16 protein-coding genes are annotated in these 19,098 nt (G+C 54.0%); 11 read left to right on the forward strand and 5 right to left on the reverse strand.

Annotation, left to right across the window (positions count from 1 at the left end; genetic code table 11):
- Positions 1 to 131: 131 nt before the first annotated feature.
- Both IT893_RS09570 and IT893_RS09575 read right to left on the reverse strand, forming a co-directional pair.
- Positions 132 to 1,247: an extracellular solute-binding protein gene (locus IT893_RS09570; protein WP_063089778.1), complete on the reverse strand. Its 1,116-nt coding sequence runs from the start codon at positions 1,245 to 1,247 to the stop codon at positions 132 to 134.
- A gap of 84 nt (positions 1,248 to 1,331) precedes the next feature.
- Positions 1,332 to 2,435 (reverse strand): ABC transporter ATP-binding protein, encoded by a 1,104-nt coding sequence (locus IT893_RS09575; protein WP_008890777.1) that lies wholly within the window; start codon positions 2,433 to 2,435, stop codon positions 1,332 to 1,334.
- A 446-nt stretch (positions 2,436 to 2,881) separates the two neighbouring features.
- On the opposite strand from IT893_RS09575, the gene ruvX reads away from it, so the two are divergent.
- Positions 2,882 to 3,406 carry a Holliday junction resolvase RuvX gene (gene ruvX / locus IT893_RS09580; RefSeq protein ID WP_008890778.1) on the forward strand — a complete coding sequence of 175 codons (525 nt, stop codon included), beginning with the start codon at positions 2,882 to 2,884 and terminating at the stop codon, positions 3,404 to 3,406.
- Between the two features lie 59 nt (positions 3,407 to 3,465).
- Here the strand turns inward: ruvX and IT893_RS09585 are convergent, their stop codons facing one another.
- Positions 3,466 to 4,302, reverse strand: coding sequence for a VOC family protein (locus IT893_RS09585; protein ID WP_371810697.1), 837 nt, complete (start codon positions 4,300 to 4,302; stop codon positions 3,466 to 3,468).
- Positions 4,303 to 4,530: 228 nt separating this feature from the next.
- Here IT893_RS09585 and IT893_RS09590 point away from each other — a divergent pair, with 228 nt between their 5' ends.
- The 7 genes from IT893_RS09590 (at position 4,531) to rnr (ending at position 15,189) form a co-directional block, all read left to right on the forward strand.
- Positions 4,531 to 5,454: an AEC family transporter gene (locus IT893_RS09590; protein WP_197147576.1), complete on the forward strand. Its 924-nt coding sequence runs from the start codon at positions 4,531 to 4,533 to the stop codon at positions 5,452 to 5,454.
- A gap of 175 nt (positions 5,455 to 5,629) precedes the next feature.
- On the forward strand, positions 5,630 to 6,589 hold the full coding sequence (locus IT893_RS09595; protein WP_086013196.1) for an aspartate carbamoyltransferase catalytic subunit: 960 nt from the start codon (positions 5,630 to 5,632) through the stop codon (positions 6,587 to 6,589).
- Positions 6,586 to 7,908, forward strand: coding sequence for a dihydroorotase family protein (locus tag IT893_RS09600; RefSeq protein ID WP_197147577.1), 1,323 nt, complete (start codon positions 6,586 to 6,588; stop codon positions 7,906 to 7,908). The genes IT893_RS09595 and IT893_RS09600 overlap by 4 nt, the downstream gene beginning before the upstream one ends.
- A 1-nt stretch (position 7,909) precedes the next feature.
- Positions 7,910 to 8,560, forward strand: a complete 651-nt coding sequence (gene plsY / locus IT893_RS09605; protein ID WP_197147578.1) for a glycerol-3-phosphate 1-O-acyltransferase PlsY — start codon at positions 7,910 to 7,912, stop codon at positions 8,558 to 8,560.
- A 63-nt stretch (positions 8,561 to 8,623) separates the two neighbouring features.
- On the forward strand, positions 8,624 to 9,901 hold the full coding sequence (gene dprA / locus IT893_RS09610; protein WP_286792229.1) for a DNA-processing protein DprA: 1,278 nt from the start codon (positions 8,624 to 8,626) through the stop codon (positions 9,899 to 9,901).
- Positions 9,902 to 10,071: 170 nt separating this feature from the next.
- Positions 10,072 to 12,720 (forward strand): type I DNA topoisomerase, encoded by a 2,649-nt coding sequence (gene topA, locus IT893_RS09615; protein ID WP_197147580.1) that lies wholly within the window; start codon positions 10,072 to 10,074, stop codon positions 12,718 to 12,720.
- 48 nt (positions 12,721 to 12,768) lie between these two features.
- Positions 12,769 to 15,189: a ribonuclease R gene (rnr, locus tag IT893_RS09620; RefSeq protein ID WP_197147581.1), complete on the forward strand. Its 2,421-nt coding sequence runs from the start codon at positions 12,769 to 12,771 to the stop codon at positions 15,187 to 15,189.
- Positions 15,190 to 15,243: 54 nt separating this feature from the next.
- Here the strand turns inward: rnr and IT893_RS09625 are convergent, their stop codons facing one another.
- On the reverse strand, positions 15,244 to 15,663 hold the full coding sequence (locus tag IT893_RS09625) for a hypothetical protein (RefSeq protein ID WP_197147582.1): 420 nt from the start codon (positions 15,661 to 15,663) through the stop codon (positions 15,244 to 15,246).
- Positions 15,664 to 15,699: 36 nt separating this feature from the next.
- Positions 15,700 to 16,482, reverse strand: a complete 783-nt coding sequence (locus IT893_RS09630; RefSeq protein WP_197147583.1) for an Hpt domain-containing protein — start codon at positions 16,480 to 16,482, stop codon at positions 15,700 to 15,702.
- Between the two features lie 188 nt (positions 16,483 to 16,670).
- On the opposite strand from IT893_RS09630, the gene IT893_RS09635 reads away from it, so the two are divergent.
- The 3 genes from IT893_RS09635 to rpmG all read left to right on the forward strand — a co-directional run bounded on the left by IT893_RS09635 (position 16,671) and on the right by rpmG (position 19,039).
- Complete coding sequence (locus tag IT893_RS09635) at positions 16,671 to 17,075, forward strand: DUF983 domain-containing protein (protein WP_197147584.1); 405 nt, start codon at positions 16,671 to 16,673, stop codon at positions 17,073 to 17,075.
- Between the two features lie 197 nt (positions 17,076 to 17,272).
- Positions 17,273 to 18,778 carry a S41 family peptidase gene (locus IT893_RS09640; RefSeq protein ID WP_197147585.1) on the forward strand — a complete coding sequence of 502 codons (1,506 nt, stop codon included), beginning with the start codon at positions 17,273 to 17,275 and terminating at the stop codon, positions 18,776 to 18,778.
- Between the two features lie 93 nt (positions 18,779 to 18,871).
- Positions 18,872 to 19,039 (forward strand): 50S ribosomal protein L33, encoded by a 168-nt coding sequence (gene rpmG, locus IT893_RS09645; RefSeq protein WP_008890790.1) that lies wholly within the window; start codon positions 18,872 to 18,874, stop codon positions 19,037 to 19,039.
- Positions 19,040 to 19,098 lie beyond the last annotated feature (59 nt).

Raw genomic sequence — 19,098 nt, forward strand, 5'->3', positions numbered from 1 at the left:
TTGAGATGTATCACCCATTACGCCCCCGTAAGCCTGCCCCGGTGTTTTCGGTCTATTGTTTCGACCGGCAATTTATTGTTTAGCGAATTGGTCGGTAAAGGGGGCCGCGAACGGCCCCCTACCCTTAGCTCTTATTGAGCAAGCCAAGCCTGGAATTTGGCATCGATGTCGTCACGGTAGTCAGCCCAGAACTCGTAGTTATAGAGGAACGTGTTCTTGGCATTTGCCGGATCGGTCGGCATGTGCGGAGCCATGTCGATACCGAGTTCGGCGTGCTTACCAACGAGCGGAGCCGAAGAGAAACGAGCCGGACCGTACGAGATGTAAGCAGCCTGGTCAGCAAGACGCTGGGTGTCGGTTGCGAACTTCACGAAGTCAAGAACGCGGTTCAGACGCTCTTCCGGAAGACCGGCCGGAATGATCCAACCGTCAAGGTCAAAGACCTGCGCGTCCCAAAGCATGGCGATCGGCTGATCCTGTTCTTCGATTGCGGAGAACAGACGACCGTTGTAGGTCGAACCCATGAAGACTTCGCCGTCAGCCAGAAGCTGCGGGGTGTCTGCACCAGCACTCCACCAGATAACGCTGTCTTTGATGGTTGCCAGCTTATCAAGAGCACGCTGCTGACCTTCCGGGGTTTCAAGAACGCTGTAAACTTCGTCCTTGGCAACACCGTCGCAGAGCAGCGCCCATTCCATGTTGTTGATCGGGCGTTTTTCAAGCGAACGCATGCCCGGATAGGTTTCGGTGTCAAACAGTGCACAGACGTCGGTCGGTGCCGGAGTTCCAGCCGGAACCATGTCTTCGCGGTAACCAAATGTGGTAGAATAAACGATCTGCGGAATGAAGCAGTCGCTTACGAGGAGATCACCGAAGTCATCTTCTGCCGAGGTACCATCCGGCGCTTCTGCCAGAACTTCGTTCGGGTCGATTTCCATTGCGAGGCCTTCGTCGCAAAGGCGCATTGCATCAGCAGCAACCACGTCAACCAGATCCCAGGTCACGTTGTTGGCTTCGTTCATTGCACGCAGTTTTGCAACGGCTTCGTTCGAGCTTTCATCCCAGGTGATTGAAACCTCTGGATGCATTTCCATGTAAGGCTCTGCATAAGCCTTGGCCTGACTGTTCTGGTACGCACCACCCCAGCTGACCAGCGTCATGTCATTTGCCATCTCCTGGGCAAATGCTGAACCACTTGCAACAACGAGCAAAGCTGTTGATGCAGTAAGGGTTTTAATGAGTTGCATTAATAGACTCCCTGATTGTTTCCCGGACAATTCGTTGAGGACCAGCACCCGGGCGTACCGGTCCTGTATCTGCCTGACTAAAAGTTACGACGCGTCAAGCGCGCGGCAATCTTCTGCAAGCCAGCCAATCTCGATTTCCTGACCCGGCTTCAGACGCACCTGGTCCGGTGCATTCCTCGTCTTGATGATAAACTCATCATTGCCGGCCACACGCAGGCGAGTACGGAAGATGTCACCCATATAGATGAATTCCAGTACCTCGGCCTTGAGCGTATGCGCATCTGCATGCAGGCGATCACGGTTGTATTCAACACGTTCAGGACGGATCGAAACGCGGGTACGTTCACCCACCTGGCTGACATTGACCGGAACGGCATCAATGATTTCGCCACCATCAAGCTGGACAACACAGGTGTTGCCCTTGATTTCCTTGATGACGCCTTCGAGCGTGTTATTTTCGCCAATGAACTGCGCGACAAAGCTGTTTTCGGGCTGTTCGTACAGTTTATCTGGCGGTGCAAGCTGCTGAATGCGACCATCGTCGAACACGGCGACGCGGTCGGACATGGTCAATGCCTCGGTCTGGTCGTGGGTGACGTAAACCGTGGTAATGCCAAGTTGATGGGCCAGATGCGTGATTTCAAACTGCATCTTTTCGCGAAGCTGTTTATCAAGCGCACCGAGCGGCTCATCCATCAGAACCAGTTCAGGTTCGAAAACCAGCGCACGGGCCAACGCGACACGTTGTTGCTGGCCGCCGGAAAGCTGTGCCGGACGACGGCCACCGAAGCTTCCCATTTCGACCATATCGAGTGCGCGTTTGACCTTCTCTTCCTGTTCCGCTTTGCCCAATTTGCGGACCTCAAGCGGGAAAGCCAGATTTTCGGCAATGGTCATATGCGGGAAGAGCGCGTAGTTCTGGAAGACCATGCCGATACCACGCTTGTGCGGCGGGATATCGTTAATCGAAACGCCACCAAGGCGGATATCGCCGTGGGTCGCGGTTTCGAAGCCGGCAAGCATCATAAGACAGGTCGTCTTGCCAGACCCTGACGGACCAAGCATCGTCAGGAACTCGCCTTTAGGCATTGTTAGGTTGAGATCTTTAACGACGAGTGTCTCGCCGTCATAACTTTTCTGTACACGTTCAAACTCAACGAACGCTTCATTTGATGCACCGTCGGCCAAACCCTATACCCCCTGATTTGTCATTGTTTGTTCAGCGTTTTCGCTTTTGGTGATTTTTGTATGCGGAAATCAACTGGAACCTGTCGAGCATGACGGTTCCCGAACCCCGTGGATAGAAGCATTGCGACACTCACGTGTAATAGGTGCGCTGCGTCTTTCTGTTTTTTCTCTCTCAAGATGATCTGCGCATATCGGTCTGCCTGTTTCGCCCTGCATATTTCGATTTCGATCAATTTCGGCAGTGCGATATTAAAACAAACCTGCTGAGGCACTTCAACCCCTCATCATTCAGAAAGATTTTTACGCTAGGAAGTCCGCCATTCTTGGCTGCATTTAGAATAAAATGCGCCCACACACTCAACTCGGCGTCGTTTCTTCCATAAATCGGAAAACGATACATTTGCTTTGCGCTGGCAATTTCGCAAAAAGACTCCTATAAGGTCGCCATGATTTGCAATGACACTCAGGAATTGCTGCGGTTCTTGCCACCTGCAGCACGTGTATTGGGCCTTGATTTGGGCACCAAGACAATTGGCGTAGCCCTATCAGATGTAGGGCTGCAGATTGCCTCACCGTATGAACTGATTTCACGAAAGAAGTTCACACGCGATATTGCCCAGCTTTCGTCGATTATCGACAAACAGAATGTCGGCGGCATTATCATCGGCTTCCCGCGCGAACTTGATGGTTCGATCGGCAAGGCGTGCCATCGCGTCTATGCCTTTATCGACGAAATGGAAAAGTATATCGACCTGCCGGTTTTGATGTGGGACGAGCGCCTGTCAACAAACGCGGTCGAGCGCATTCTGATTGAAGAAGTCGACATGACCCGCAAACGCCGTGCTGAAGTCGTCGACAAGACAGCAGCCGCCTATATCTTGCAAGGCGCGCTGGATCACTTGAACCGCCATACCGATCCCGGCGAGAACGCCGAAGCCGACGATGACGATATCGAGGCAGAAGAAGACTGATAACCGTCAGCCCGCCATGCCCAACAATATCAAAGCTGCCTGCTCATTCAGGCAGCTTTTTATTTGGCTTTGATCACCATCATCACCCCGAAGAACCGTGAAGGCGGGATGATAAGCATGCCGTCTTTTTCAACGGCCCCCATTGCGACGGCTGCATCGGCGATTTTCGCGATATCATCGACAATCAATTCAAAGCCGGCAAATCCGTCTGTCGGGAATGCGGTGTCCTCTACCCCATAGCGCGAAATCAGTTCGTCGCCATGCAAGGCATCGACAATCGCGTCGACTCCGATTTCCTCATAGAAGTCGCGCACCGCTTCCGCCGCCCAGTGATCAACAAGAACCTTGCCAATCGCAACAGCGCCGTTCTGATGGCGTTGATAGTCAGGGAAATAGAAATTCTGCACCGGGTGACGATGTTGACACACAAACGTCACTGCATGCCGCAACAGCGGATGGTTGGCATAGGCCAACGAAAAGGCGACGCCGACTGTTTTGCCATCAGGCGTCTTTGCATCGCGCTCAAAGTGAAATACCGGCGGCACTGCGGCACCGGCAGCGATAAATTTTTGTCTGTCCTGCTCGGCATCGCGTGATTGCAGAGCCAGCATCGACATGCCTTCGCGATGACGCAGATAGTCGCGATTGTAGATCGGAAACGAAAATGGCTGGGCAAGGTCCGTTTCGGCAATCTTGTCCGGATCAATCACGGCAAGAAGTTCGATATACATCCCGTCAAGCTGGATCAGGGCATTTCCGGTACCAAAGGGATGAACTGCACGCGGGGTCATTGTGAATCCGAGCTGCGTATAGACAGCTATCGCGGCATCAAGATCATTCACACATAATACAATGTGATCAATCGCGCGTGACATGGCGTCCCTTTCCTTGAACATTCAGCGAGCTGGACGACTTTGCAGAACAAACAGTCTATCGACGCCAAAACCTGTTGGATGTGCTGACTATCACATCGGAAAACACCGGCAAAGAACAACTCGACACCAACTGAATTTTAGTCATCTATGCCAATTAGATATTCCGAGCGTATTTCACCCTGCTCAGATCAGTGATAACAGTATGGTGACGTTGAAAGTTCTTCTTCATTACGTGATGAAAGCCACCTGATGCTTGCCATTCTCTCAGCACTTCTGCCGACCTTTGCCCTGATCGTTGTCGGGTATGTGCTGCGTGAACGGCGTTTCCTGCCCGACAGCTTTTGGCCAGGTGCAGAGAAACTGACCTATTTCATCACCTTCCCGGCCCTTCTTTTTTCCAACACCGCCAAAGCAGACCTTGGCAGCCTGCCGCTGTTGGGGATTGCAACGGCAATGCTCGGCACGATTGCGATCTGTACCGCCCTGATCCTTGTGGCGCGCCCCGTTTTGAAGGTTTCGGCACCAACATTTTCATCACTGGTGCAAGGCGCCATTCGACCAAACACCTATATCGGGCTTGCCGTTGCCGCGGCCTTGCTTGGCACACACGGACTAACCGTTACTGCCCTTTGCGTCGCGTTGGTCGTACCCACAGTTAACGTTATTTCCGTTTTGGCATGTGCCCATCTGGGTGAAAATGATCGCAAGCCCGGCGTTTTGTCATTGCTGCGTGATGTGGCAAAAAATCCGCTTCTGATGGCATGCGTGCTGGGTAGCCTGTTTAACGTTCTGGGAATTGGCTTGCCGCCAATCATTGGCCCCTTTCTTGAGGTGCTTGGACGCGCGGCCCTACCCATCGGCCTGCTTGCCGTTGGTGCCGGGCTTGATCTTTCGGCTGCACGGCGCGCAGGTTTTCCGGTCGGGGTTTCAAGTGTTGGAAAACTGGTGTTGAGCCCAGCGATTGCAGCCGGTCTGTGCCTGATGCTGGGACTGCCCGATATCGAACTTGCTGCGGTGGTGCTTTATGCGGCACTGCCCTGCTCTGCCAGTGCCTATGTTCTTGCGCGCCTCATGGGGGGCGATGCGCAGATGATGGCCAGCATCATCACCGTTCATACCCTGCTTGCGATTATCACCATGCCGGTGATCGCCATTTTGACCCAGGCCGTCTGATCGCCGATCGTCTGGCCTTCGCCGCCTGAAACCTGACCGATCAGTCAGGAAATTTGAAGCGATTGGATCGGCATTACCGGCAATATTTAACTTTTCGTGACAGGGGCAATTCGTTATGCTCCGCCCGAAATTTTTCAAAGATCATCCAAGGGAAATGTGCAACGCCATGAGCGTCATGGGACCAGCGGCGGATCATTATCCGCACCCACACCTCCTCGGGATCGAGGGTCTTACCCCCGGGGAAATCACCCTTATTCTGGATCGCGCCCAGCACTATGCGGAAAAAAACCGCTCCGCAGACAAGACCAGCAATATTCTGGCCGGCGCGACAGTTGTTAATCTGTTTTACGAAAACTCCACCCGGACGCTGACATCGTTTGAACTGGCTGCCAAACGTCTGGGGGCTGATGTCATCAACATGACGGTCGGCACCAGTTCGGTCAAAAAGGGCGAAACCCTGATTGATACGGCGATGACCCTGAATGCCATGAACCCGGATGCACTGGTTGTCCGCCATGGCGATAGTGGCGCGGTCAAGCTTCTGAGCGAAAAGGTCAATTGTGCGGTTTTGAATGCGGGCGACGGTCGCCACGAACACCCAACCCAGGCACTTCTTGATGCCCTGACCATCCGCCGCCACAAGGGACGCCTGCATCGCCTGAATGTTGCGATCTGTGGCGATATTGCCCATTCGCGTGTTGCACGTTCCAATATCCTGCTTTTGAACACCATGGGATCGCGCGTGCGCCTTGTCGCCCCGCCAACCCTGATCCCGTCCAAGATCGACCGGATGGGTGTCGAGATTTTCCATAACATGGAAGAAGGCCTGAAGGATTGCGACATCGTCATGATGCTGCGTCTGCAGCTGGAACGCATGGAAGGCAGCTTCATCCCGTCGGTGCGCGAGTACTTCCATTTCCACGGGCTTGACCGTGCGAAGCTTGCCAACGCCAAACCCGATGCCCTGATAATGCATCCCGGTCCGATGAACCGCGGTGTCGAGATCGACAGTGAAGTGGCTGACGACGTTGAACGTTCCGTCATCCGCGAACAGGTCGAAATGGGCGTCGCGGTGCGCATGGCAGCGCTTGAGTTGCTTGTGCAGAACCACAGAAAGATCGGAGGTCAGGCATGAGCCCCGCCATTCGCGCCAAAGGAGCCGGCAAAAAAGCCTTCATCAATGCCAGGCTGCTTGATCCGGTCAAACAAACCGATGAAACCGGTGGCCTTCTGATTGAAGATGACACCATTGCCAAAAGTGGCGCGGACATCACCGAAGGTACTGTTCCAGATGGTTTTGAGGTCATTGACCTTGGCGGTGCATGTTTGGCACCGGGTCTGGTTGATATGCGCGCCCAATTGCGTGAACCGGGATTTGAACATCAGGAAACCATCGAAACCGCTGGCAAATCGGCGGCAATCGGTGGCGTCACCACCATTATTGCCCTGCCCAACACCGATCCGGTGATTGATGACGTGGCCGGTGTCGAATTCATTGCCCGTCGCGCCCGCAAGGTTGGCTTGGCCAAGGTATTTGTCTATGGCGCCGTCTCCAAGGGCATCGAGGGGCAGGAAATCACCGAAATGGGTCTGCTTCATCAGGCCGGTGCGGTTGCCTTCTGCGACGGGATCAAGACCATCGCCAGTGCACGTCTGCTCCGCCAGGCCTTGTCCTATTCCACGTTCTTTGATGGCATGATCGTCCAGCACCCGGAAGAGCCCGAGCTTTCCAAGGGGGCGTCGATGAATAGCGGCGAACTGGCAACCCGTCTTGGCCTTTCCGGTGTCTCGCCACTTGCCGAAGTCATTCAGATCGAACGCGACTTGCGACTGGTTGAAATGACTGGTGGGCGTCTGCATTTCGCCCATATTTCGACCGGTGAATCGGTGGAAGTGATCCGCAAGGCGAAGAAACGCGGGCTTAAAGTCACCTGCGATACCGCACCGCCCTATTTCGCACTGAACGAGAATGCGGTTTCGGATTACCGAACCTTTGCCAAGCTGTCTCCGCCGCTTCGCTCCGAGGATGACCGACAGGCGATTGTTGCCGGCCTTGCCGATGGCACGATTGACGCGATTGCGTCGGACCACAACCCGCAAGATGCCGATTCCAAACGCCTGCCCTTTGCGCAGGCCGCTGCCGGTGCCGTCGGGTTTGAAACGCTGCTTCCGATGGCGTTGGAGCTTTATCACAACGGGCATATGTCGCTGCTCGATGTGATTACCAAACTGACCCGCACACCAGCCGAACTGGTGCGCATCAAAGGGGCCGGAACACTGGCAGAGGGAACCGCGGCCGATCTGGTGATCTTTGATCCGGATCGCCCATGGAAAATTGATCCGTACCAGTTCCATTCGAAATCGAAAAATTCACCGTTTGACGGCCGTCTGACACAGGGGCGCGTTCTGCGCACCCTGATCGATGGCCGCGAAGTCTTCTCGGAAGGTGCCTGAAATGGAACTTGATGCCACCTATAAGGCAATGTTGATGTCGCTCCAGGTTGCGACGGTCTGTGGGTACCTGTTGGGCTCTATCCCGTTTGGTCTGGTTCTGACCCGCATGGCAGGGCTTGGCGACATCCGCCAGATTGGTTCCGGCAATATCGGTGCAACCAACGTTCTGCGTACAGGTCGCAAGGGATTGGCCTTCCTGACCCTGATCGGCGATGCAGGCAAAGGCGCCTTTGCCGCCCTGCTGTTCACCCACCTTTATGGTGCGGAGCAAGGCATCTTTGCCGGCGGTGCCGCAGTTATTGGCCACATGTTCCCGATTTGGCTGCGATTCAAGGGCGGCAAAGGGGTCGCGACTACCCTTGGCACGCTTGCGGCCGTCAACTGGATCATGGGCCTTTGCGCTGCGCTGACGTGGTTGGTCATGGCGCTGATTTTCCGGATTTCTTCGCTTTCGGCACTCATCGCCATGATCGCAGCCCCGTTGGCGGCGTTTTTCATCGCCAACGATCCCGGTGCCGTGTGGCTTGGTGTGTTTCTGGCTGTCATTGTCTGGCTTGCTCATCACGCCAATATCAAACGCCTGATCCACGGCGAAGAACCCAAGATCGGCCAGAAGAAAAAGCAGGCTGACGAAGAAACCCCTGTTTCATAGGCGCAAGTCGCCCCTTCGAATAGCTTGACGAAATAACGCCCGGATGACCACAATCCGGGCGTTATGCATTTACCTAACCAACAACCATCGCGATTATCGCAATCGGAACGTCTGGCACGCATGCGACTGGCGCGCAGCACCAATGTCGGACCGGTTACCTTTCGCAAATTGCTGGAACGGTTTGGTTCAGGCCGAAATGCCATGGATGCCCTGCCCGATGTAATTGCCCAAGCAAAGACCACGCGAAAGATCAAGATTGCCAGTCGCGACGAAACGGTTGCGGAAATTGAGGCCGCGAAGGCATCGCGCGCCCGACCGATCATTTTCGGCGACCCGGAATATCCGGCACTTCTGGCGCGAATTGATGATGCCCCGCCCTATTTTTATGCCATCGGACGGATTGAGCTTCTTGGAAAATCCGCCATCGGGATCGTTGGTGCGCGCAATGCTTCGGCAACGGGATGCGGATTTGCCCGTAAAATCAGTCATGAGCTCGTAAACGCGGGCTATGTGGTTGTGTCAGGTATGGCACGCGGCATTGATGGCGCAGCCCATGCGGCGGCCTTGCAAGGCAAACATGATGCAGGCGGTGGAACGATTGCTGTTCTGGGTGGCGGCGTGGATGTCGTTTATCCCCGCGAACATCAGGACCTTTATGCGCAACTCTGTGAACAGGGGTGTGTGGTGTCAGAAATGCCTCCTGGCCTCCAACCACAGGCAAGGCACTTTCCCCGTCGCAACCGCATCATTTCCGGACTGTCTTTGGGAACGGTTGTCATCGAGGCCGGGCGGAATTCCGGATCGCTGATCACCGCCCGCTTTGCCGCCGAACAAGGGCGCGATGTGTTTGCCGTTCCGGGCTCCCCGACCGATCCACGCGCAGCAGGTCCAAACAGCTTGATCCGTGACGGTGCAATCTTGTGCGACTCTGCTGACGTAATTCTGGATGCCCTTCGAACCGCCGAGCAAAACAGTCATCTGTTTGAACAAAATCACACCTTCAACACAGATGCGCGCGACGCAATCTCTGACACCTCAGCCGAGGCATATCACGAGATAACGGCATCACTGGAACAAGACGCGGTCATTCTGGGTGAAAAGAAAACCCGGCAATCAATTGAATTAGAAGAATTTTCTGACGAACCCGACACCAACGAAGACTCCGTCAAAGAGATGGAAAAACTCTTTGATTTGCTATCTGCTAGCCCCCTTCTGATTGATGAGCTCATTCGTACGTCTGACTTGCCCGCCGAGCAGGTTTCGACAATTTTGATTGAGCTCGAACTTGCAGGAAGGGTTGAACGTCACCCCGGAAATAGGGTATCGCGTATCGCCAAATGAGAGTCGCGTCGGATATGGATGTGACAAATATTGTTGTGATTTGCCGCAATTTGCGCAATTTGATCTGAAAAACAGCGACACACTATAATATATGTGTGCAGACTTTCAGGTTACGGACCACACAGCATAATGACCGCCTTCGGGCGCAAGAACCGGACACGAAAAACGTAATGAATCTTGTCATCGTCGAATCCCCGGCCAAAGCCAAGACGATCAATAAATATCTCGGTGACGATTATAAGGTACTGGCCTCGTTTGGTCATATCCGTGATCTGCCGTCCAAGGATGGTTCGGTCGATACCGACAATGATTTTGCAATGGTCTGGGAAACCGATGGCCGTTCCGAAAAGCAGATCAAGGAAATTGCTTCCGCGGCACGTGACTCTGACACCATCTACCTCGCGACTGACCCGGATCGCGAAGGGGAAGCCATTTCCTGGCACATTCTTGAAGTTCTCGAGCAGAAAAAGCTGCTCCGCGGTCGCGATGTTCATCGCGTCGTGTTTCACGAGATCACCAAGAAAGCCGTCACCGAAGCCATCGCCCATCCGCGCGAGCTTAATCAGGAACTGGTGGATGCCTATCTGGCGCGCCGTGCGCTTGATTATCTTGTCGGCTTTAACCTGTCGCCGGTTCTGTGGCGCAAACTGCCCGGTTCGCGTTCGGCTGGCCGCGTGCAATCGGTTGCGCTCCGCCTGATTTGCGAACGCGAGATTGAGATAGAAGCCTTTAAGCCCGATGAATACTGGTCGCTTGAGGCTGGCTTTGCCGTTCCAGAGGGCAAGTTTTCCGCACGTCTGACCCATCTGAACGGCGAAAAGCTTGATAAGCTGGCACTTGGTGATGAAAGTGCCGCCAAGATCGCCAAGGAAAAGGTCGAAAGCCGCAGCTACACCGTTTCAAAGGTTGAGCGCAAAGACGTCAAACGGCGTCCGCAGCCCCCCTTCACCACATCGACACTGCAACAGGAAGCATCGCGTAAGCTTGGCTTTGGCGCGAAACGCACCATGCAGCTTGCCCAGCGCCTTTATGAAGGTGTCGATATCGGTGGCGAAACGGTTGGTCTGATCACTTATATGCGTACCGATGCCGTGGTGCTTTCACAGGAAGCACTCGCCGCCGCACGCCGCCTGATTGGCAAGGATTATGGCGATCAATACCTTCCGGCCAGCGCGCGCAGCTTTGCCAACAAGGCCAAGAACGCACAGGAAGCCCACGAAGCTGTCCGCCCGACCGATCTGTTCCGTCGTCCCGAACAGGTTTCGCGTCACCTTGATAAGGACCAGCTAGCACTTTACACCTTGATCTGGAAACGTACCGTGGCGTGTCAGATGGAAGACGCCCGTTTCGATCAGGTCGCAGTTGATCTGTCATCGAATGACAATCACGTGGTTCTGCGTGCCAATGGTTCCGTTGTGAAGTTTGACGGCTTCCTGAAGCTTTATCAGGAAGGCAAGGATGACGAGGCCGAGGACGAAAATGATCGTCGCCTGCCGCCGCTAAAAGAAGGCCAGAAGCCTGACCTTGGCAAAGTCAGCATTGATCAGCACTTCACCCAGCCCCCGCCCCGCTATACCGAGGCGAGCCTGGTCAAGAAGATGGAAGAACTCGGCATTGGTCGTCCGTCGACCTATGCGTCGATCATTTCGGTTCTTCAGGACCGGAACTATGTGTTGCTGGAACGTCGCCGTTTCGTCGCACAGGACCGCGGTCGCCTCGTGACCGCCTTCCTGTCGAAATTCTTTGAACGCTATGTGCAGTACAACTTCACCGCCGATCTGGAAAACCAGCTTGATGAAGTTTCCATGGGCAAGCTGGAATGGAAAGACGTTCTCAAGGATTTCTGGAAGTCGTTCAAAGGCAATGTCGACGAGGCGAAGGAACTCAAGATCACGGACGTCCTTGATGCCCTTCAGGTGATGCTGGAAAACTACCTGTTCCCGCCCCGCGAAGATGGAACAGACGCGCATAAATGCCCGAAATGCACGGATGGAACGCTGAGCCTCAAGCTCGGCAAGTTTGGCGCCTTTCTTGGTTGTTCGAACTATCCGGAATGCAATTATACCCGGCCGCTCGTTGCCAATGAAAACGGCTCCGAATCCGAACTTGACTCCGGCCCCAAAGTCCTTGGCATTGATAAGGAAACCGGCAAGGAAATCACCCTTCGCAAAGGCCCGTATGGTGTTTACGTGCAGCTTGGCGAGGAAGAGGAAGTCGAAGGCAAGAACGGCAAGCCGAAAAAGGTCAAACCGAAACGCACATCCCTGCCCAAGGGATTGGAGCCATCTGTCGTTGACCTGACCAAGGCCGAAGAACTTCTGACCCTGCCACGTGTTGTCGGGATTTATCCCGATACTGGCGAGGAAATGAAGGCCAATATCGGTCGTTTCGGCCCATACGTTCAGGCGGGTAGCATTTTTGCCTCGCTCAAGGCCGACGATGATGTTCTGACGATTGGTGAAAACCGGGCGATCACCCTGATCGCGGATAAGCGTGAGAAGTCCGGCACGGAAATCGGCAAGCATCCCGATGATGGTGAACCGATCTTTGTCGCCGTTGGTCGCTGGGGACCGTTTGTTAAGCACAAGAAAACCATCGCCAATATCCGCGATGTAGAACGTGATGACATCACCCTTGAAATGGCCATCAAGGCCATCAAGGAAAAGGAAGCCAAGTCGGGCAAAACGACCAAGGCCGCGACCAAGAAAACGGCAACCAAAACCGCAACGGCTAAGAAAAAATCCCCTGCGAAAAAGAAAACGGCTGCAAAGAAGCCCGCAGCGAAGAAGACAACCACGAAAAAGGCGGCGGCGAATTAATCGCCGCCTTCCTTTTCTTTGGAATACCTATGAAAGGACGCCGCAACGTTGGCGAACGATACAGAAGACAAAAAACACTTCCCCACCAAGGAAGAGATTATCGAGTTCATCGATATGAGCCCGACACCGGTTGGGAAGCGCGAAATTGCGCGCGCCTTCAACATTAAGGGTGCAGCCAAGATCGAACTCAAAAAGATCCTGAAAGACCTGAAGATTGGTGGCGATGTCGTCAAGGGCCGCCGGCGTTTTGACAAACCCGACCGCCTGCCCCCGGTTGAAGTTCTGGAAATCACCGGCGTTGATGACGACGGCGAAGTTCTGGCCAAACCGAATGTCTGGAAACATGAATACGAACCGCCGCTGATTGTTGTGAAATCAATTCGTCGTGGCGGCCCAAGTGCGCCAGGCATTGGTGACAAGATTCTGGCCAAGCTTCGCTATACCGGCAAGCATACATACGAAGCCAGCATCATGCGGGTCCTTGGAAGCGGGCCACAGCGCGTCTTGGGGCTTTATCGCCCCAATGAACGCGAAGGCCGCGTTGTGCCCACAGATCGCAAGGATAGCGGCGAGATCGCGGTTCCGCTGGATGATCATCCTGATCTTGAAAGCGGCGCACTGGTTTTGACCGAAATTTTGCCGGGCAAACATTTTGGGCTGCGCAAAGGCCGGATTACCGAGGTTCTTGGCAATATCAATGAACCGAAATCCATCAGCCTTGTATCGATCCATGCGCGCGGCATTCCATTTGAGTTCCCGCCTGAAGTCGAACTTCAGGCACGCGAGTCCAAGGCAACACCTCTGGGCAAACGCACTGATCTGCGCGACATCCCGCTGGTCACCATTGATGGTGCCGATGCGCGTGACTTTGACGATGCCGTCTGGGCCGAAGCCGACCCCGATCCCGCCAATGAAGGCGGCTGGCACATCATGGTCGCGATCGCTGATGTGTCCTGGTATGTGCGTCCGGGCGATGCACTTGATCGCGAAGCGGTCAAACGCGGCAATAGCTGCTATTTCCCGGATCGTGTGGTGCCGATGTTGCCGTTTGAGCTTTCGAACGGCTGGTGTTCGCTTGTCCCGCATGAAGATCGCGGCTGCATGGCGGTTGAAATGTGGCTGGATAAACACGGCCATAAACTGCGTCACAAATTCTGCCGCGGAATGATGAAGTCGGCCGCCCGACTGACCTATGATCAGGTTCAGCGCGCCATGGACGGCCAGCCAGACGACACCACCGGTCCACTGGTTGATACCATCATCAAGCCGCTGTATGGCGCGTTCAATGCGTTTTTGGAAGCACGCAAGAAACGTGGCGTGCTCGAGCTTGATGTGCCCGAACGCAAGATCGAGCTTAATGACAGCGGACAGATCGTTGCCATTGCACCGCGTGCACGGTTTGACAGTCACAAGCTGATCGAAGAATTCATGATCGCAGCCAATGTCTGTGCTGCTGAGGAACTTGAACGTATCAAGCAGCCCTGCATGTATCGTATCCACGATGCACCGAGCGAGGAAAAGCTTGAAGCGCTGCACGAATTCCTTGAAGGCGCTGGCTACAAGCTGAACAAGGCATCGGTCCTGAAACCGCGTGATTTCAACCGCATTCTTGAACTGGCCAAGGACACGCCAGAGTCTGAGCTGATCAACACGGTCGTTCTACGCAGCCAGTCACAGGCCATGTACAGCCCCGACAATATCGGGCACTTCGGCCTTGCACTGAAACGGTATGCGCACTTTACCTCCCCGATCCGGCGCTATGCCGACCTTCTGGTCCATCGTGCTTTGATCGCGGGCCTCAAGCTTGGTGAAGGCGGTTTGACGCCCGAAGAAGGCGAACGGTTCGAACAGATTGGTGAGGACATCTCGGGCACCGAACGACGGGCGGCCATGGCCGAACGCGATGCGGTTGACCGTTATGTCGCTGCCTATATGTCTGACAAGGTCGGGGCGGAATTCCCCGGTAAGATTTCTGGCGTCACCCACTTTGGTCTGTTTGTTTCATTGAACGAAACAGGTGCAGACGGGCTGGTTCCGATATCTACCCTGCCCGATGACTATTACATCCATGACGCAGCAAGCCACGCACTTGTCGGGCAAAATCGCGGCAAGAAGTTCCAACTGGGTGATACGGTTGTCGTCAGGATCGCCGATGCCGATGCGGCCACCGGATCATTGGCATTGCGACTTGCCGAACACGCCGACATTACCGCCCGCGATCTGGTTGAACGGCCGCGCGGACGTCGTGGTGCGGGCAAACGGCGTGGCAGCCCCGGCGACCGCAGCCATCGCCATGGCAGCAAGCCCGGTTTCCGATCCGGGCCGCGGGATGCAAATGGTCCGGCTGGGTCGTCTGCGACCAAGTCCAAAGGCAAGAAAGCAGCGGCAAAGAAAAAGACCACACCGAAAAAGCAGCGCAAGCTGGTGGCATCCAATCGGGTAGCGCGTAAAAACACAAAAACCGATTAATCAAACAGCTTAGTAAAAAAAAGGCGGCGAACGCAGATTTCGCCGCCTTTTTTATCAGCTATTTACTTCCAGATGGGCAATAATATCTGTGTAAAATGCCATGTAAGCATAAACAAAAGTCATAGCCAAAACGGCACAGAACATATAAAAATCGCTATCTTTCCAAATCTGCTGCCAAATACTTATCTCCAACCCAGCATGATTTCTTTTTGCCCGATAATGTGAAAACATATTGAAGCAGGAAACACCACCTAGAAAAATCATAAATAAGCCGGCCAAATTTATCAGATTTTCGGCTTTCTGTGTTTTTTCATTAACAATTAAATACGCAAACCCTCCTCCGATTGCCATAGCGGCTTTCATGAAGAATTCAAAATTCCAGTATATTCTATTGTTATGATACTCTCTTCGCGGCCAATTACCACCATACGGCTCTGTAGATTTTTCTTCTTTCGGATCGCTGTCTTCTGTCATCTCAACACTCTTATTGTGAAACAAAGATGATTTTTCTCACACTATTGTAGAAATGAATCTGTTTAAATGGTCAGCTGTCTGCTTCCCTTTATTGCTTATAATTGCAACCCTCTCAGGCAAACCTTCAAGATCGGGATGTGATGCATCGAAACTCGTCAACAGGCCGAGCTTTTTGTCTGACAGGGTCTTCATCGCAGCCAAGGCACGGATCAGTTCGATCCCGCTGAGCCCATCAAGCACAGCCGCGGTAATGACGGCATCCGGGCGCGATTGAACCACCGTTTCGAACGCCTCGACGGCCGAACGGGCGGTGATGGTGCGAAAACCCTTTTCACGCAGTGCACGCTGCAAAAAATGCCCCTGCACAGCGGTCGCGGTGACAAGAAGGACTTCCTTATCCTGCGCGACCGCAACTTCGGATGCATCGTCTTGCTCATCCGCCTTGGCACTGCGGGTTGGCAGGGAACGCAGAATACGGGTTTCTTCTTCGGCCTGGGGGTTGGTGCCACTTTCGATGATCTCGCGGATCCAGCTGGTGAAATCCACCAGCGATGCCGCTTCGAGATCATCAATTTCGCTTAGTTCGGCAATATAATCTTCAAGCCGATGCGCAATCGCGCCCACCAGCGGGAAGCCGAATGATCCGGCAAGTCCTTTGACGGTGTGTGCCTCGCGCCGCAGTTCGGCAATTCCCGGTCCGGCTTCGTCCATTCCGCCAGCAACGCGATCAATCGTGGTTTCAATACGATCAATGCGTTCGATGGTGTCCTCGATGAAGTCCTGTTTCAGACCGGCAATGACTGCGTCTGCACTTCCCACTGGGCACTCCCTTGGCAACTGTTCGATCAAGCAAATGTGACCATGTATACGCCCCTGAGGTGAATAGGCAGGGCCGATTTTACTTGCTTGCGCAACCGAACATCATGATGATGGCGTACAGTCTCAATGCCTGTTTTCGCCACACGGATCAAGAGGGCGCTGAGATATGACAGGAGTTAATTTTATATATGAATGCCCCACACGATATTTCTCCCGACACAAATGCCACCAACAGCAACCAAAGCAGCGGTCGACTGATGACCGGTTTGCGTCGCGGATTTCGCCGCAAATGCCCGAATTGTGGCCACGGTTTTGCTTTTGGCGGCTATTTGAAGCTTCGTTCCGAGTGTGATGTTTGCAATCACCCAATCGGGGAATATCGTTGTGATGATGCCCCGCCCTACTTCACGATCTTTCTAGTCGGACACATCGTGGTTCCGGGTGCCTTGGCGATGGAACAGAATTTCAGCCCGTCCATGGCACTGCAACTTTCGATCTGGCTTCCGGCCACCGTCGCCTTGTGCCTTGGCTTTCTGCCCTTTATCAAAGGGGCTGTTCTTGGCACTCAATGGGCCATGCGCATCAAAGGATAGTCGTTGGCAGAATGCCAATTTTTCCAGTAGAATGCGTAGGTTATCTCGCCTGAATTAACCGGATTGTTTAATTGGTCGCACTTCGCGTAGCACAGAATGCATATTACAATCCCGACGCAGGAGTGCGACGTTTGCGGCGCACCTGTGTTGCCGTCGGGTTATGTGTATTGCAGGCTGCCTGCGCCACTTCAGACCGGATGGCAGTAACCTCGCCTGATGATCCGCAGACGCGCGAGCTGATTTCTCAAACAATCGAACTTGTCGCAACACGCTATATCGATCCGATCAGCCGTGAACAGATCCTGGTGAGCACCCTTGATGGACTCTCATCGATTGACGAAAACATTCGCGTCGACATCACCCCGAGTGATTTGGTCTTGCAATATGATGACCGAACAGTCGGCAAGATTGCCCTTCCGGCGTCATCCGATGGTATGGTGGATCACGAAAACCTTCAGATCTGGTCCGAAATCACGCTAACCGGATTGGCAAGATACCGGGCGCACTCAGCCAAACTGCGCAGCACGGACACCAAAGACATCGAGTCTGCCCTGATCAGTGGTGCGATCCGCAATCTGGACCGTTACAGCCGCTATGAGGGGCCGGTACGTGCAGAAAATGCGCGCAACCGTCGTGACGGCTATATTGGCATCGGCGTTCGTGTGGTTGGCGGAAGTGGCTACCCTGTTGTCAAACTTGTTCATGCGGAAAGCCCGGCTGCGCGTGCCGGACTGCATCCCGGCGATCAGATCCTGACGGTCAATGGCGAGGACATGTATGGCAAAGCCAGTCGCTATGCTGCCGACTTGCTGCATGGCGAAGAAGGAACATCTGTCCTGCTTGAGGTGAATGCAGCCAAAAGCAATGCCATCACCCCCATGGAGATACTGCGTGAACGGGTGATTGACCGCACAGTGTTCGATGATGTCCGTGACAATATCCTGGTTGCGCGTGTCAGCAGCTTCAACTCAGCAACCGCGTCAACGCTTGCAGACAGCATCATGAAGGCGAAACTTTATGATGGTGGCCTTCAAGGTGTTATTCTCGACCTTCGTGGAAACCGTGGCGGACTTCTGCAACAGGGCGTTGCGGTGGCTGACCTGTTTCTGGCCGATGGTCCGATCGGAAAGACATTTTCGCGTGTCACAGCCGCACGTCACATATTCAAGGCAGAAACCGGCGATTTGACCAATGGCGCGCCGCTGGTTGTCCTGATTGACGGACGCACAGCGTCGTCAGCGGAACTGGTTGCAGCAGCCCTTCAGGATCGCCATCGTGCTGTGCTGATCGGGTCCACAAGCTTTGGCAAGGGGTCCGTTCAGGCAATCAATGATCTGCCCAACCATGGGACATTGACCTTTACCTGGTCGCGCATGACAGCCCCTTCTGGATACACCTTTGATAGAATCGGTCTTTTCCCGGCTATCTGCACGAAATCAGGCACAGGTAGCACCGCTATTCACAAGGTGGCGAACGCCCTGTCACAGCGTGATGAGACCGCCTCGGTGATGATGAAATGGCGCAAGCTGGACTATCAGGACGAAAAGAGCCGCCGTGAACTGCGCAGCGTTTGTCCGGCCAGCACAAATGGTGAAACATTTGATGTCGAAGTTGCACTTGAGCTGCTGAAAAATAACCGTGAATACAAGAATCTGGCCTATGTCGGACAACAGGAAATCGCCGATACTTTTGCCAGCCAATAAAATTACATTCTTTTTTCCAAAATGGCTTGACACTCTGCCGATAACCTTTATGTTCCGCCGCCTGAGATACACCTGAACACAGGATGCAGAGACATGGCGAAGCCCGCTTCGATCCTCGTAAAGTTGGTAAGCACCGCAGACACCGGTTACTTCTATGTTGTTAAGAAGAACCCGCGGAATACCACCGAGAAATTCCAGTTTCGCAAGTACGACCCGGTCGTGCGTAAGCACGTCGTGTTCAAAGAAGCGAAAATGAAGTAATCTGGTTCTTCGGAACTCGATTGCAAAGATTTAAAAAAGACGTGTCCTTCGGGACACGT

The organism is Thalassospira sp. A40-3 (genome assembly GCF_015871485.1).
In the GTDB taxonomy this organism is placed as follows: domain Bacteria; phylum Pseudomonadota; class Alphaproteobacteria; order Rhodospirillales; family Thalassospiraceae; genus Thalassospira; species Thalassospira tepidiphila.

Bases quoted from the DNA above. Each gene is read 5' to 3' on its own strand.
- dprA (WP_286792229.1), top strand. From the start codon at position 8,624: ATGCATTTACCTAACCAACAACCATCGCGATTATCGCAATCGGAACGT.
- ruvX (WP_008890778.1), top strand. From the start codon at position 2,882: ATGATTTGCAATGACACTCAGGAATTGCTGCGGTTCTTGCCACCTGCA.
- IT893_RS09585 (WP_371810697.1), bottom strand. From the start codon at position 4,302: ATGTTCAAGGAAAGGGACGCCATGTCACGCGCGATTGATCACATTGTA.
- plsY (WP_197147578.1), top strand. From the start codon at position 7,910: ATGGAACTTGATGCCACCTATAAGGCAATGTTGATGTCGCTCCAGGTT.
- IT893_RS09590 (WP_197147576.1), top strand. From the start codon at position 4,531: ATGCTTGCCATTCTCTCAGCACTTCTGCCGACCTTTGCCCTGATCGTT.
- rpmG (WP_008890790.1), top strand. From the start codon at position 18,872: ATGGCGAAGCCCGCTTCGATCCTCGTAAAGTTGGTAAGCACCGCAGAC.
- IT893_RS09600 (WP_197147577.1), top strand. From the start codon at position 6,586: ATGAGCCCCGCCATTCGCGCCAAAGGAGCCGGCAAAAAAGCCTTCATC.
- IT893_RS09635 (WP_197147584.1), top strand. From the start codon at position 16,671: ATGAATGCCCCACACGATATTTCTCCCGACACAAATGCCACCAACAGC.
- IT893_RS09625 (WP_197147582.1), bottom strand. From the start codon at position 15,663: ATGACAGAAGACAGCGATCCGAAAGAAGAAAAATCTACAGAGCCGTAT.
- IT893_RS09640 (WP_197147585.1), top strand. From the start codon at position 17,273: ATGGCAGTAACCTCGCCTGATGATCCGCAGACGCGCGAGCTGATTTCT.
- IT893_RS09570 (WP_063089778.1), bottom strand. From the start codon at position 1,247: ATGCAACTCATTAAAACCCTTACTGCATCAACAGCTTTGCTCGTTGTT.
- topA (WP_197147580.1), top strand. From the start codon at position 10,072: ATGAATCTTGTCATCGTCGAATCCCCGGCCAAAGCCAAGACGATCAAT.
- IT893_RS09595 (WP_086013196.1), top strand. From the start codon at position 5,630: ATGGGACCAGCGGCGGATCATTATCCGCACCCACACCTCCTCGGGATC.